The sequence below is a fragment of the Pseudoglutamicibacter albus genome (assembly GCF_031458175.1).
Lineage (GTDB): Bacteria > Actinomycetota > Actinomycetes > Actinomycetales > Micrococcaceae > Pseudoglutamicibacter > Pseudoglutamicibacter albus.
The window spans coordinates 1,420,122-1,433,759 of the sequence record NZ_JAVDXX010000001.1 but is presented as its reverse complement, the minus strand read 5'-3'; the positions used below and the strand labels follow the sequence as shown (position 1 = coordinate 1,433,759).

Here is a 13,638-nt window from a genome sequence, read left to right as displayed (position 1 = left end):
CTCGCCGCTGTTGCGTTCCTTCACATATACTCCCTGCCTATAAGGTGACTGCATGTAACCTACGGATTAGTGTTGGCTACATAAGTCATTAACTCGCGCCTCAGAGGCAGGCTCCTCCATAGGCTTGCCTCCTGAAGCCATTCATTTGGGAGGTAAACGTGAAGAACAACCGGAAGGCGATCTCCGCTCTTTCTGTTCTCGCAATTTCCGCACTCGGCCTGGCCGCTTGCGGTGGCGGCGGAGGTAGCAATGCCAAGGGTGGCGGGGAGGCCAACCCAGACGCAATCATCACCACTAACGGCGTGGAGCCACAGAACCCGCTGATCCCAACCAACACCACTGAGGTTGGCGGCGGTAAGATCGTCGACCTGGTTTTCTCCGGCCTGGTTTCCTTCGAAGCTGACGGCACCCCACGCATGGACCAGGCAGAGTCCATCGAACCAAACGATGACAACACCGTCTGGACCGTGAAGCTGAAGAAGGGACTGAAGTTCTCCGACGGCAGCCCAGTGACCTCCGATTCCTTCATCAAGGCATGGAACTATGGTGCAGACGTCGCTAACGCGCAGGGCGGGCAGTACTTCTTCGAGAACATCAAGGGCTATTCGGCAGACAAGAAGGGTGCCAAGCTCACCGGTTTGAAGAAGGTTTCTGACACTGAGTTCACGGTCGAACTTAACAACCCAGAAGCTGACTTCCTTAAGCGCATCGGCTACTCCGCATTCGTGCCACTGCCAGAGTCCGCGTTCAAGGACATGAAGAAGTTCGGCGAAAACCCTGTAGGCAACGGCCCATACAAGTTCGAATCCGAAGGCGCCTGGAAGCACAACCAGGGCGTTAAGCTCATCAAGTCTGACTCCTACAAGGGCCCACGCGAGCCAAAGAACGGCGGCGTGCAGATCACGTTCTACGAGTCCCCGAAGACCGCATACGCTGACACCCAGGCCGATCGCCTCGACATCCTCGACCAGATCGACCCATCGAACTTCGCGACCTACAAGGCAGACTTCGACGGCCGCAACGTCAACCAGCCAGCAGCAATCTTCCAGTCCTTCACGATCCCGCAGTACCTGGATCACTTCAAGAACGACGAAGAAGGCAAGCTACGTCGCCAGGCGATCTCGATGGCTATCGACCGTGAAGAGATCACTAAGACCCTCTTCGACGGCACCCGTACCCCGGCATCCGACTTCACCTCCCCAGTGCTTGAAGGCTGGGACAACTGGGGTAAGAACGCCGAAGGCAACGACGTCCTGAAGTTCAACCCAGAAGAAGCTAAGAAGCGCTGGGCTGAGGCCGACAAGATCAGCAAGTACGAAGGCACCTTCACCATCGCCTATAACGCTGACGGCGGCCACCAGGAATGGGTCGATGCCCTCTCCAACCAGCTCTCCCGCAACCTCGGCATCAAGGCTCAGGGTAAGTCCTACCCAGCCTTCAAGGGCTTGTTGGACGATCAGGACAGCGACAAGATGACCGGCGCAATGCGCTCTGGTTGGCAGTCGGACTACCCATCTCAGGTCAACTTCCTCTCGCCGCTCTACAAGACCGGTGCCGGCTCCAACTACGGCCGCTACACCTCGAAGGAATTCGACGGCTACCTCGAGCAGGCTGGATCCGCTGATAGCCCAGAGAAGGCCGACGAGCTCTACGCAAAGGCACAGTCGACCCTGCTCAACGACCTGCCAGCTATCCCACTCTGGTACAACAACGTCAATGGTGTCTGGAGCAGCAAGGTAGACAACGTTGAATTCGGCTGGAACTCCGTGCCGATCTACACCGAAGTCACCAAGAGCGAGTAAAACTAGCTCCCATGTGACGAGGCTTCGCACACGTCTGACACCGCTGCGAGCGGACAAGGAACCCTCGCAGCGGTGTCGGCGTGTCTAAGCCGCACCGAACCGAAACCGAACACCAAACCCCGAAACCGAGGCACCCATGCTCTGGTACATCGGCCGACGACTGCTACAGCTGATCCCGGTCTTCTTTGGTGCAACGCTTCTCATCTACCTGATGGTCTTCGCGTTGCCAGGCGACCCGATCGCGGCCCTGTTCGATGGCAAAGCGCCATCCCCGGCTGTCATCCAAGAAATTCGCGAACAATACAACCTCGACAAGCCAGTCCTGATCCAGTACCTCATCTGGATCGGCGGCGTCTTCACCGGCGACCTAGGCACAACCTATACAGGCCGCGCAGTCTCCGACGTCATGGCGGAAGCATTCCCGCTCACCGCGACCCTTGCCGTGCTCGCACTCATCTTCGAAGCGATCATCGGCATCACCTTCGGCCTCGTCGCAGGCCTTCGCAAGGGCGGTATCACCGACAGCGTGGCACTCATCGTCTCGCTGCTGCTGATCTCGGTACCAACCTTCGTCGTCGGTTTCTTGGTCCAGTACTTCCTCGGCGTGCAGTGGCAGATCATCCCGCCATCCATTTCCGGTAACGGACCATGGACGCAAATGATCGCCCCAGCAGCAGTACTCGCTTCCGTGTCCATCGCGAACGTCCTGCGACTCACCCGCGCATCCGTTGCCGAAAACGTCGGCGCCGACTTCGTTCGCACCGCAACCGCCAAGGGCCTCTCACGTGGCCGAGTGATCCGCGTACACGTACTACGCAACTCCCTCATCCCGGTTGTAACCTACCTAGGTATCGACCTCGGGTCCCTCATGGTCGGCGCAATCGTCACCGAAGGTATCTTCAACATCCCAGGTGTTGGTGGCACCGTCTACCAGGCGGTTATCCGAGGGGAAGGCCCTACCGTGGTGTCCTTCGTTGCGGTCATGGTGATCATCTTCATGCTCGCCAACCTGCTGGTCGATATCCTCTATGCGGTGCTTGACCCGCGCATTCGTTACGGGAAGTGATGCTCCATGAAGCGTTATGTAGCCCCCATTGAAGAGACCCCGCTGCAGAACGTCGACGAAGTCGACGTCTCCGCAAAACCGACAAGCGTCTGGTCAGACGCTTGGCGTGACATGCGCAAACGAGTCATCACGTGGATCTGCCTTGTGCTCGTCGCGCTCATCATCTTCGTTGCTCTGTTCCCGCAACTGTTCACCTCAGGTGACCCGGCTGGTGCAGCATGCGAACTTAAGAACTCGCTGGCAGCGCCGAGCCCGGGACATCCGTTCGGCTTCGACAAGCAAGGCTGCGACGTCTACACACGGGTGATCTACGGAACCCGCGCATCACTGACAGTCGGCCTGCTCGCCACAGCGCTTGCAACCCTCATCGGTGCAACCATCGGTGCTATCGCCGGCTACTTCGGTGGCTGGCTTGATGCCGTGATCTCCCGTATCGGCGACATCTTCTTCGCGATCCCATCCGTACTCGGCGCGATCGTCATGATGCAGATCGCGCCATTCGGGCGCGGTGTGGTGATGCTCTCGCTCACGCTCGCAGTCTTCGGTTGGCCGCAAGTCGCCCGCATCATGCGCGGCGCCGTGCTCACAGCCAAGCAGCAAGACTTCGTGACCGCAGGCATCGCACTCGGCGTATCCCGCGGCAAGAACCTCATCCGCCACGTGATCCCCAACTCCCTGGCACCCGTCATCGTGATTGCGACCGTGTCCATGGGTACCTACATCGTCGCTGAAGCAACCCTGTCCTTCCTGGGCGTGGGTCTGCCGCCAGAGGTTATTTCGTGGGGCTTTGACATCTCCACGGCACAGAACGTCATCCGCACCGCGCCAAACCTGCTGTTCTATCCGGCAGGCGCACTCGCCATCACAGTTCTATCCTTCCTGCTGTTAGGTGATGTGGTCCGAGACGCGCTTGACCCGAAGGCGAGGGCACGCCGATGAAAGATCAGAACATGAACGAGAACACCCAGCCAGCCACCGAGAACCCGGACGAGCGGACTCCGCTGCTGGACGTCAAAGACCTCGAAGTCACCTTCACAACGCAAGCGGGCCCAGTGCACGCAGTGCGTGGCGTGAGCTTTGAGCTCTTTCAGGGCGAAAACCTCGCAATCGTTGGTGAATCCGGTTCCGGTAAGTCCACGTCCGTGACCGCGATCCTCGGGCTGCTCGCATCCAACGGCAACATCACCGGCGGTAAAGCGACCTTCAACGGCATCGACCTCACCAAGGCGCCACGCAAGCAGCTCGAAGACATCCGCGGCCGCGAAATCGGCTACGTCCCGCAGGACCCGATGTCCAACCTCAACCCGGTGTGGAACATCGGCTTCCAGGTCCAAGAGACCATCGAAGCGAACACGTCGCTACGCGGAAAAGCTGCACGCGAACGCGTCATCGAGGTGCTCAAGGAAGCCGGCCTGCCGGAACCTGAAGGTCGCCTCAAGCAGTATCCGCACCAGTTCTCTGGCGGTATGCGGCAACGTGTGTTGATCGGCATCGGTATGGCCGCGAACCCGCGCCTGCTGGTCGCTGACGAACCCACCTCCGCCCTCGACGTCACCGTGCAGCGCCGTATCCTCGACCACCTGGGCGAATTGACCCGCGAACACGGGACCTCGGTCATCTTCATCACCCACGACCTCGGTCTAGCTGCCGAGCGTGCAGAAAAACTCGTGGTGATGTACAAGGGCCAAGTTGTCGAATACGGCGACTCCAAGGAGATCCTCGCCAACCCGATGCACCCGTACACCAAGCGGCTCGTCGCAGCGGCACCCTCGCTTGCTTCCCGCCGTATACAAAGTGTTCAGGAGGGCGATGACGCGGCGATGGGCGCAGACAAGACCCTGTTGCGCCGCCACGAGGAAACCCCGGACGTCAAGCAAGCCGATGAGAACCCACTCATCGAATTCACCGACGTCACCAAGGTGTACAAGATCCGTGAACAAGGCCTGAAAACCACCGATTTCAAGGCCGTGGACAAGGTCTCGCTGCAGATCCCCCGAGGAACCACGATGGGCGTGGTCGGCGAATCGGGCTCCGGTAAGTCAACGCTGGCGAAGATGTTCCTCAAACTTGAGGACATCACCAGCGGAACCATGACTTTCGACGGCAAGGACGTTGCTAGCTGGCCGCAAAAGGATCTGCTCGCGTTCCGTCGCCGCGTGCAGCCGGTATTCCAGGACCCCTACGGAACCCTGGACCCGATGCGTTCGATCGGTGCTTCTATCGAAGAACCCCTTGAGACCCATAAGATCGGCAACCGCCGCAGCCGCCGCAAGACGGTCGAAGAACTCCTGAATCAGGTATCGCTTCCGAAAGCGACAGCAAACCGTTACCCAGGTGAACTTTCGGGCGGTCAGCGTCAGCGCATCGCGATCGCACGTGCGCTCTCGCTCAAGCCTGAGGTGCTGGTTCTCGATGAGGCTGTCTCCGCGCTCGATGTGCTTGTTCAGGGGCAGGTCCTCAACCTGCTGGCAGACCTGCAGACCGAGCTTGGACTGACCTACCTGTTCATCACCCACGACCTCGCGGTAGTGCGGATGGTTGCTGACCAGGTCACCGTGATGAAGAACGGTCAGGTGGTTGAACAAGCCTCCACCGACGAGGTCTTTGACAATCCGCAACAGCAATACACGCGCGATCTGCTCGAAGCGATCCCAGGTGGAGACTTCGTATTCGGCAGCTAGCGCCTAGCCCTTAAACGTTTCGGGGTGTTGACCGGTGACCGGTCAACACCCCAGAGCGTTTAAACTCACGAGGTTTAAACTCACGAGCTAAGCGATAACCAACAGCACAACCGTGGCCACCGCAACCACACCGAACATGATCCACTGAAGCGAAAGCCATGTTTTCGTGACCTCAGCGTTGACCGCATCGGCATCAAGTTCACCAGCCTCAACAGCCTTCAACTGGGCGTCCTTATACCGCATGACCTGAGCAGAAATGCCTTGACCCTCACGCAGCTTAGCGGCACGATCCTCAACCTGGCTCGGATCAACACCATGACGCAACAAATCGGCATCAGCGGCCTTGGCACGCAAAGCCTTACGCCGCTGACCCATGCCCTGAACAGGGGCCGACCACACGCGCGTAACCACGCCATCGGTATCTGTTAGCTCAACAAAATACACATCTTGCGCCTCCCGCAACTTAGCCCACGGGATCCTCACCACATTCGTCGCGTTATGGACCACAACCGCCTCCGGCTCCACCACGAGCCTCGGCAAAATCAGTGTCCACGTGATCAGCATCACCAACGCCAACGTGCCGAAAGACGTCGCAACACCCGTATAGAAAAATCCGCGCGCAAACGCATCGATCGCCGCAAAGGCGCCGAAAGCAAGCACCACGATGCCAAGAATCCAGCCAGACACGCTACGGGTCAACGTCATCGGAGAAGTGATCATAGGAATAATCGTGCCATGCATCCCGCACCTGATGCGCAACACCAGAGTAGACTTGCAAGCACGTTGACAATAGACGCTGGTTGCCGGAAGGCGGCCTCACTAACAAGCTGACAAGGAACCCCTTATGGCACGTGCCTCACGCGAGGACCTCCGCAACGTTGCGATCGTTGCACACGTTGATCACGGCAAAACCACCCTGGTTGATGCCATGCTCCGCACCACTGGAGCGTTCGCTTCACACGGCGAACAAGAAGACCGCGTGATGGACTCTGGTGAACTCGAACGTGAAAAGGGGATCACCATCCTGGCTAAGAACACCACGGTGTTCTATAACGGCCCGGCCTCGGATGGTCAGGACGTCACGATCAACGTGATCGATACCCCAGGCCACGCGGATTTCGGTGGGGAAGTAGAGCGCGGATTGTCGATGGTCGATGGCGTGGTCCTGCTCGTGGACTCCTCCGAAGGCCCGCTGCCACAGACTCGCTTTGTGTTGCGCAAGACCCTTGAGGCACGTAAGCCAGTGATCCTGGTGGTCAACAAGACAGACCGCCCGGACGCCCGCATCGACGGCGTTGTTGCCGAAACGATGGACCTCTTGCTCGGTTTGGCATCCGATATCTCCGAGGAGGTCCCTGACCTCGATATTGACGCGATCCTGGAGCTACCGGTCGTGTACGCGTCCGGTAAGGCCGGCCGCGCCTCGCTTGAACAGCCAGCAGACGGTGAACTTCCCAACAGCGAAGACCTCGAGCCGCTCTTCGAGACCATCATGAAGCACGTCCCGGCGCCGTCCTATGAAGACGACGGCGTGCTCCAGGCGCACGTAACCAACCTTGACGCCTCCCCGTTCCTGGGACGTCTAGCACTTTTGCGTATTCACGGCGGAACCCTGAAGAAGGGGCAAAACGTCGCCTGGATCCATCAGGGCGAACAGCGTTCGGTCAAGATCACCGAACTGCTGGAGACCCGCGGGCTTGAGCGCGTCCCAGCTCAAGAAGCCGGCCCGGGCGAGATCGTCGCTGTAGCAGGCATCGAGAACATCATGATCGGTGACACCATCACCGACCCCAACGATCCACGTCCGCTACCGGCGATCCACATCGACGATCCCGCGATCTCCATGACCATCGGTATCAACACCTCGCCGCTGGCAGGCCGCGTCAAGGGCGCGAAAGTCACAGCCCGCCAAGTCAAAGACCGCCTCGACCGTGAACTGATCGGTAACGTCTCGCTCAAGGTCCTACCCACCGAACGTCCGGATGCGTGGGAGGTCCAAGGCCGCGGCGAGCTCGCGCTTTCGATCCTCGTGGAGCAGATGCGCCGCGAAGGCTTCGAACTCACGGTCGGCAAGCCCCAGGTTGTGACCCGCGAGATCGACGGCAAGGTCCACGAACCGATGGAAGAAATCACGATCGACACCCCGGAGGACTACCTCGGTGGCGTAACACAGTTGCTTGCAGCCCGTAAGGGACGCATGCAGGAGATGACCAACCACGGCTCCGGCTGGGTCCGCATGGTTTTCACCGTGCCAGCCCGCGGGCTCATCGGCTTCCGCAGCACCTTCCTGACACTGACCCACGGCGCCGGCATCGCCAACACCATCTCCGCAGGCTACGAACCGTGGGCAGGGGACATCGAATACCGCAACACCGGCTCGATCATCTCCGACCGCGCAGGGGTCGCCACCCCGTATGCGATGATCAACCTTCAAGAACGCATGACGTTCTTCGTCCAACCAACCCAGGAAGTCTACGAAGGCATGGTTGTGGGGGAGAACTCCCGCAACGAAGACATGGAAGTCAACATCACTAAAGAGAAGAAGCAGACCAACATGCGCGCTGCTTCCGCTGACTCCTTCGAAGGCCTCACCCCGCCACGCATGCTCACGCTGGAAGAGTCCCTCGAATTCGCTGCCGAAGACGAATGTGTCGAGGTAACCCCGGAAGCGATCCGCATCCGCAAAGTGACCCTCAACTCCGCCGATCGTATGCGCGAGGCCCGCAGACGTGCAAAGAACTAACCACACGGACCGAGCGTCAACCCCAGCCGTGAAGGGCCCAACCGTGAAGGGACCGTCAACCATCGTGACTGTGGTCATGACGGTGCTGTTGGGGTTGATGTCCGGTATCTCCGCGGTACTGTGGCACACCCACTATTGGGCGGGCCTGGTGAACGAAACGCTCGTGGTGCTCCCATGGGGTTCCGTGCTCTCAGCGTTCGCAGTGTTCGCCGCGAGCCTGTGGTGGGGGAGCTTCGCCGGCCGCACCTGGGTACCCGGAGCTATCGGGGCAATATCGTTTGCGACCATCGGGGCGCTCTCGCTTTCGACAACCAACGTTGTGATCGCCCCGATCAACGAGTTCGCACGCCAAGCCGCACCCGGCGCCTACATCGCCGCACTGACACTCTTCATCGGCGTGATCTTGGCCACCGTGCTCGCCTCGCTTGCCGTGCTGAAAATCCTCAGCCGCCGTGCGCGCGAGGCCCGCGTCTTTGAGGTGGAGGCGGAACAGGCTTAGCGTGAGTGATGCGCGAGGTCGGCACCACCACATCGCCGCGCCGCGTACGCACCACAACAACCCTGCCCGCACCAGCGGGAGCGGACGCTTGTTTGCCAGTATCGAGGGCAGGCGCATCAGCGTGAGGGGTTTGTGCCTCTGCCGCGTCATGACGGTCGGCATCGGGCACATAGTCCTCGCCCGCCCCGATATAGACGATCTCACCCAGCGCATCCGTCAGCACGCCATCCGGCAAGCGATAGCGTGCAACAACACGCGCACCAACACCGAGGGCATCAAACAGATCAGCCATGCAGCGATCATCTCACAGCCGCGCTTTGCCTCATGCCGATGCTTCGGGGCGGTTCCGGTGCATCGCCGGTGCCGGTGAGTCAGGACGGTGTCGGTGCGTCGGCAGGGTGCGGCTGGTGGCGCACGATGCGCGGCGGGCAGATATTCCCAAAAGAACAAATATTGCACCCGGGTGGGTTCTAGACGGCTAGGGAACTTACCCTGGTGGGCATGCATGCCACAATTGCGGAAACCTACCGCCACTTTGCTGAGGCCGAGGCTCGGGGAATCTCCGCAACTTATGACCAATGGGCGCAGGGAGTAGCCCAGGATCCTGCTGTGTTGCAGTTGATCGCCCAGCTGCCAGGTTTGAAGACCCAACCGAACCTCGTCTTCGCATCCGCCCGGCTACTCGGTGCCCCGGTAGGGGACTACGAACAGTTCCGTACCTGGCTGTTGAAGAACTGGGAACAAGTCAAGCCTGAAGTTCTGCAGCGGGCAACGCAAACGAATGAGGCGAACCGATGCGCCGCGATGCTACCGATACTCTCGCGGCTCCACCGGCTGGATGCCCCAGCAACCGCGACCTCTGGAGCCAACACAGCCGCGGCCTCCGATGCGGGTTCCCGGCCCGCTGACGAGCAGGCGCCGCTCGCCCTGATCGAAGCCGGCGCGAGCGCCGGGTTGTGCCTCTACCCGGACCGCTACTCCTACGCCTACACGACCACTGCGGGGCAGACAGTCGAGCTCCACCCGGACGCTGGGCCATCCACTGTAACCCTGCCGTGCGCTATCGACGCGGACTGGGTTCCAGACCATATCCCGGAGGTTGGCTACCGTGCAGGGGCAGACCTCAACCCGCTCAACCTCGCACGCGAGGAGGAGCTCGCGTGGCTGGAAACCCTCATCTGGCCAGAACACCAGGAACGCAGGCGGCGTCTCCACGCCGCCGCTCAGATAGCGCTGGCCGAACCCGCCCGAATCATTGCCGGTGACCTCGTTGAAGCGATCCCGGATCTGATACGGCAAGCGCCCCGCGAGGCCCGCATCGTGGTCTTCCACACCTGGGTTTTGTACTACCTCAGCCCAGACCGCCGGGAAGCCTTCCGCACAGCACTGGCCGAATTCCCAAACATCACCTGGATCTCGTCGGAACCCTACGGAGTTCTGCCGTGGGTTGATCAACGCCATAAAACCCCTTTCGACCACCGCATCACCCTGGCCGTCAACGGCAAGCCCGCGGCACTGGTCGGCACCCACGGGCAAAGTTTCCAAGCACTACGCCGGGTTGACCCTTTCCTCTGAGCGCACCATAGCGCCGGGGGAAACTTTAGGCATCAACGGCGCAGGCTACTAAACTGAGGCTCAACAGTTTCAACCGCTATCCCAGTCGTGGAAAGGTAAGGCGACCAGCGTGACCTACATCATTGCGCAGCCCTGTGTGGATTTGAAAGACAAGGCGTGCATTGACGAATGCCCAGTGGACTGCATCTATGAAGGCAACCGCATGCTCTACATCCACCCGGATGAGTGCGTTGACTGCGGCGCATGCGAACCGGTCTGCCCCGTGGAAGCCATCTACTACGAAGACGATGTACCCGAAGAATGGGCGGAATACTACAAAGCCAACGTCGACTTCTTCGACGAGATCGGCTCCCCAGGCGGTGCGGCCCGTTCGGGTGCCTTCGATTTCGACCACCCGTTCATCGACGCGCTACCTCCGCAAAACCAAGACTGAACCGCTCAGGACAAGGAACACATGAGCACATCTGAGCGGTCAACAGCCCAGCCATCCGCATCGTTCGGGTTGCATCTTCCTGACTATCCGTGGGAGCTTCTAGCGCCGTATCGTGAGCGCGCGCACGCCCACCCCGACGGTGCGGTCGACATTTCGATCGGCACCCCGGTGGACCCGACACCCCAGATCCTGCAGGACGCGCTCGCCGAGGCCACGAATTCGCCGGGCTACCCAACAACGCAAGGCACGGCCGAGCTACGGGAGGCGATCGCGCAGTGGTGGCGCCGCCGCCGCAACGCCACGGATGTGTCCGCGGATATGGTGATGCCGGTGGTGGGCTCCAAGGAGTTCATCGCGTGGCTGCCCCTCATCTTGGGGCTGGGGCCTCACGGTGGTGAGAAAGCCGCCGCTGGCGCAGATGCTGCCGCTGGTCATGGAAACACTGATGTGGTGGTGTGCCCGCGCGTTGCGTACCCGACGTACGCGGTGGGAGCCAAGCTTGCTGGTGCTGAGGCGGTCTCAGCTGATTCTTTAGATGAGCTGGATGACGCGACACGTTCCCGCGTGAAGCTGATCTACCTGAATTCACCGGGCAACCCTACCGGTTCGGTGCTCAGCCGCGACGAGCTCGCCCGTTGGGTGCGTGATGCCCGCGAGATCGGCGCGGTCATCGCCTCGGATGAATGTTATGCCGAACTCGGCTGGGGCGAATGGGAAGACTCTGTTCCCTCGATCCTGGACACGGACGTCAATGGGGGAGACCTCACCCGGCTTCTGGGGATCTATTCGATGTCCAAGCAGTCCAACCTCGCCGGATATCGCGCTGCGTTCGTCACGGGTGCCCCGGAACTCATGCCGGATCTCATTAACACCCGCAAACACGCGGGCATGATGATCCCCGGCCCGGTCCAGCACGCGATGACGGTAGGTCTTGCCGACGATGCGCACGTTACGCAGCAGAAGAACCTCTACCGTGCCCGCCGCGAACTCTTGAAGAACGCGCTCGAGGCGGCCGGGTTCAGCATCGAGCATTCAGAAGCCGGCCTGTACTTATGGGCCACACGCGGTGAGGACTGTTGGGACACCATCGGCTGGCTCGCCGATCGCGGGATCATCGCCGGCCCCGGCGCGTTCTATGGACCGCACGGAACCCAGCACGTTCGCATCGCGCTCACCGCACCAGATGAACGGATCCAAGCCGCGGTAGAGCGGCTAAAGTAACCTCGATGCAGGCGGGCAGTCTGAACCAACCTGGGCACCTCAAGAACTAACACGGGTACCTGCAGAATTGCGCTGGAGTGCTTAGCGTGCGGCAAAAGAGCGCTTAGCCTGTGGCAAAATTAGCGCGCTCAGCTCGCAGCCGTGGCGCGGACAGGATACGGTATAAGGGAGCCACCCGTGTGCCCGGAAGTGACCGGCGCTACACGCGGCACGTCAACTATCTCACTCAGGAGGCACTCCACATGACTGATGCGAATGCACAGTTGAGCTATGCCGGGAAGCAGCTTGACCTCGGCGTTGTGGAAGCGGCAGAAGGCAACGAAGGCCTGGCAATCGCTCCGCTGCGTAAAGAAACCGGCGCAGTCACGTATGACCCGGGGTACATGAACACGGCGTCGACGAAGTCGGCCATCACCTTTATCGACGGTGAGCAGGGGATCCTGCGTTACCGCGGCTACCCGATCGAGCAGCTCGCTGAGAAGTCGAACTTCCTGGAGACCTCCTACCTGTTGATCAAGGGCGAACTCCCGAACGCCGAGCAGTATAAAGAATGGGATCAGAGCATTCGCCGCCGCACCCTCCTGCACGAGGAGATGCGTAGCTTCTTCGACGGCTTCCCGCGCGACGCCCACCCGATGCCGCTGCTGTCCTCGGCTGTTTCGGCGCTGTCTACGTGGTACCAGGATTCTCTGGACCCCTTCGATGAGGAACAGATCGAGCTGTCCACGATCCGCCTCATGGCAAAGGTTCCGGTCATCGCCGCATACGCTTTGAAGAAGTCGACCGGCCGAGCGTTGCTCTACCCGGATAACTCGCTGAGCCTTGTGGAGAACTTCATCCGCTTGTGCTTCGCTAACCCAGCTGAGCCATACGAGCTGGACCCGGAGACGGTGCGTGCACTCGACCAGTTGCTGATTCTGCACGCTGACCACGAACAGAACTGCTCGACCTCCACGGTCCGCATGGTTGGTTCCGCTGACGCGAACCTGTTCGCTTCCGTATCCGCTGGCATCAACGCTCTGTTCGGCCCGGCCCACGGTGGCGCGAACGAGGCGGTTCTGCACATGCTCAAGCAGATCCAGACCGAAGGCCTCGAACCGTCCGAGTTCATGGAGAAGGTCAAGAACAAGGAAGCCGGCATCCGCCTCATGGGCTTCGGTCACCGCGTCTACAAGTCGTATGATCCTCGCGCGAAGATCGTCAAGGAGACCGCACACCGCATCCTCAAGAAGCACGGCTCCAACGAGCTGCTCGACATCGCGATGAACCTGGAAGAGAAGGCGCTCAACGATGATTACTTCATCGAGCGTAAGCTCTACCCGAACGTGGACTTCTACACGGGCCTGATCTACAAGGCGATGGGCTTCCCAGAGAAGATGTTCACCGTCCTGTTCGCGATCGGCCGCTTGCCGGGCTGGATTGCTCAGTGGCGTGAAATGATGCAGGACCCAGAACGTAAGATTGGCCGTCCGCGTCAGCTCTACACCGGCTACACACAGCGCGACTACCCGAACGCGTAGTCGGCCCCTGATGTGAGCGCGAGCCTAACGCTCCAGACCGTATAAACGAGAGGGCGCCACCACGATTTTCGTGGTGGCGCCTCTCTCGTTTTGTGGAG

Annotated in this window: 12 protein-coding genes; 10 read left to right on the top strand and 2 right to left on the bottom strand. The window is 60.4% G+C overall.

Translation table 11 applies throughout. From position 1 onward, the window contains the following. Positions 1 to 158 precede the first annotated feature (158 nt). From J2S67_RS06205 to J2S67_RS06190, 4 genes are all read left to right on the top strand, one after another. On the top strand, positions 159 to 1,802 hold the full coding sequence (locus J2S67_RS06205; RefSeq protein WP_310247295.1) for a peptide ABC transporter substrate-binding protein: 1,644 nt from the start codon (positions 159 to 161) through the stop codon (positions 1,800 to 1,802). A 136-nt stretch (positions 1,803 to 1,938) separates the two neighbouring features. Beyond that, positions 1,939 to 2,868: an ABC transporter permease gene (locus J2S67_RS06200; protein WP_310247292.1), complete on the top strand. Its 930-nt coding sequence runs from the start codon at positions 1,939 to 1,941 to the stop codon at positions 2,866 to 2,868. Positions 2,869 to 2,874: 6 nt separating this feature from the next. After that, positions 2,875 to 3,807 (top strand): ABC transporter permease, encoded by a 933-nt coding sequence (locus J2S67_RS06195; protein WP_070491487.1) that lies wholly within the window; start codon positions 2,875 to 2,877, stop codon positions 3,805 to 3,807. Then, the gene (locus tag J2S67_RS06190; protein ID WP_070491485.1) at positions 3,804 to 5,549 is read left to right on the top strand and encodes a dipeptide ABC transporter ATP-binding protein; all 1,746 of its coding nucleotides are present in this window, start codon (positions 3,804 to 3,806) and stop codon (positions 5,547 to 5,549) included. Before J2S67_RS06195 ends, J2S67_RS06190 begins: the two co-directional genes overlap by 4 nt. Positions 5,550 to 5,636: 87 nt before the next feature. Here J2S67_RS06190 and J2S67_RS06185 read toward each other — a convergent pair whose 3' ends face one another. Beyond that, positions 5,637 to 6,269: a hypothetical protein gene (locus tag J2S67_RS06185; RefSeq protein ID WP_310247288.1), complete on the bottom strand. Its 633-nt coding sequence runs from the start codon at positions 6,267 to 6,269 to the stop codon at positions 5,637 to 5,639. A 124-nt stretch (positions 6,270 to 6,393) separates the two neighbouring features. Here J2S67_RS06185 and typA point away from each other — a divergent pair, with 124 nt between their 5' ends. Both typA and J2S67_RS06175 read left to right on the top strand, forming a co-directional pair. Continuing rightward, positions 6,394 to 8,292, top strand: a complete 1,899-nt coding sequence (gene typA, locus J2S67_RS06180; RefSeq protein ID WP_310247285.1) for a translational GTPase TypA — start codon at positions 6,394 to 6,396, stop codon at positions 8,290 to 8,292. 43 nt (positions 8,293 to 8,335) lie between these two features. Further along, a complete protein-coding gene (locus J2S67_RS06175) occupies positions 8,336 to 8,791 on the top strand; it encodes a hypothetical protein (protein WP_141739894.1) in 456 nt (151 codons plus the stop codon). Here J2S67_RS06175 and J2S67_RS06170 read toward each other — a convergent pair. Next, positions 8,736 to 9,083, bottom strand: a complete 348-nt coding sequence (locus tag J2S67_RS06170) for a hypothetical protein (protein WP_141739895.1) — start codon at positions 9,081 to 9,083, stop codon at positions 8,736 to 8,738. The genes J2S67_RS06175 and J2S67_RS06170 overlap by 56 nt on opposite strands. 209 nt (positions 9,084 to 9,292) lie before the next feature. Here J2S67_RS06170 and J2S67_RS06165 point away from each other — a divergent pair, with 209 nt between their 5' ends. The 4 genes from J2S67_RS06165 to J2S67_RS06150 all read left to right on the top strand — a co-directional run bounded on the left by J2S67_RS06165 (position 9,293) and on the right by J2S67_RS06150 (position 13,540). Then, positions 9,293 to 10,366, top strand: a complete 1,074-nt coding sequence (locus J2S67_RS06165; RefSeq protein WP_310247282.1) for a DUF2332 domain-containing protein — start codon at positions 9,293 to 9,295, stop codon at positions 10,364 to 10,366. Between the two features lie 109 nt (positions 10,367 to 10,475). After that, the gene (gene fdxA, locus J2S67_RS06160) at positions 10,476 to 10,799 is read left to right on the top strand and encodes a ferredoxin (protein WP_035755451.1); all 324 of its coding nucleotides are present in this window, start codon (positions 10,476 to 10,478) and stop codon (positions 10,797 to 10,799) included. Between the two features lie 21 nt (positions 10,800 to 10,820). After that, positions 10,821 to 12,020, top strand: coding sequence for a succinyldiaminopimelate transaminase (gene dapC / locus J2S67_RS06155; RefSeq protein WP_310247275.1), 1,200 nt, complete (start codon positions 10,821 to 10,823; stop codon positions 12,018 to 12,020). A gap of 242 nt (positions 12,021 to 12,262) precedes the next feature. Next, a complete protein-coding gene (locus J2S67_RS06150) occupies positions 12,263 to 13,540 on the top strand; it encodes a citrate synthase (RefSeq protein ID WP_310247272.1) in 1,278 nt (425 codons plus the stop codon). The last annotated feature ends 98 nt before the right edge of the window (positions 13,541 to 13,638 follow it).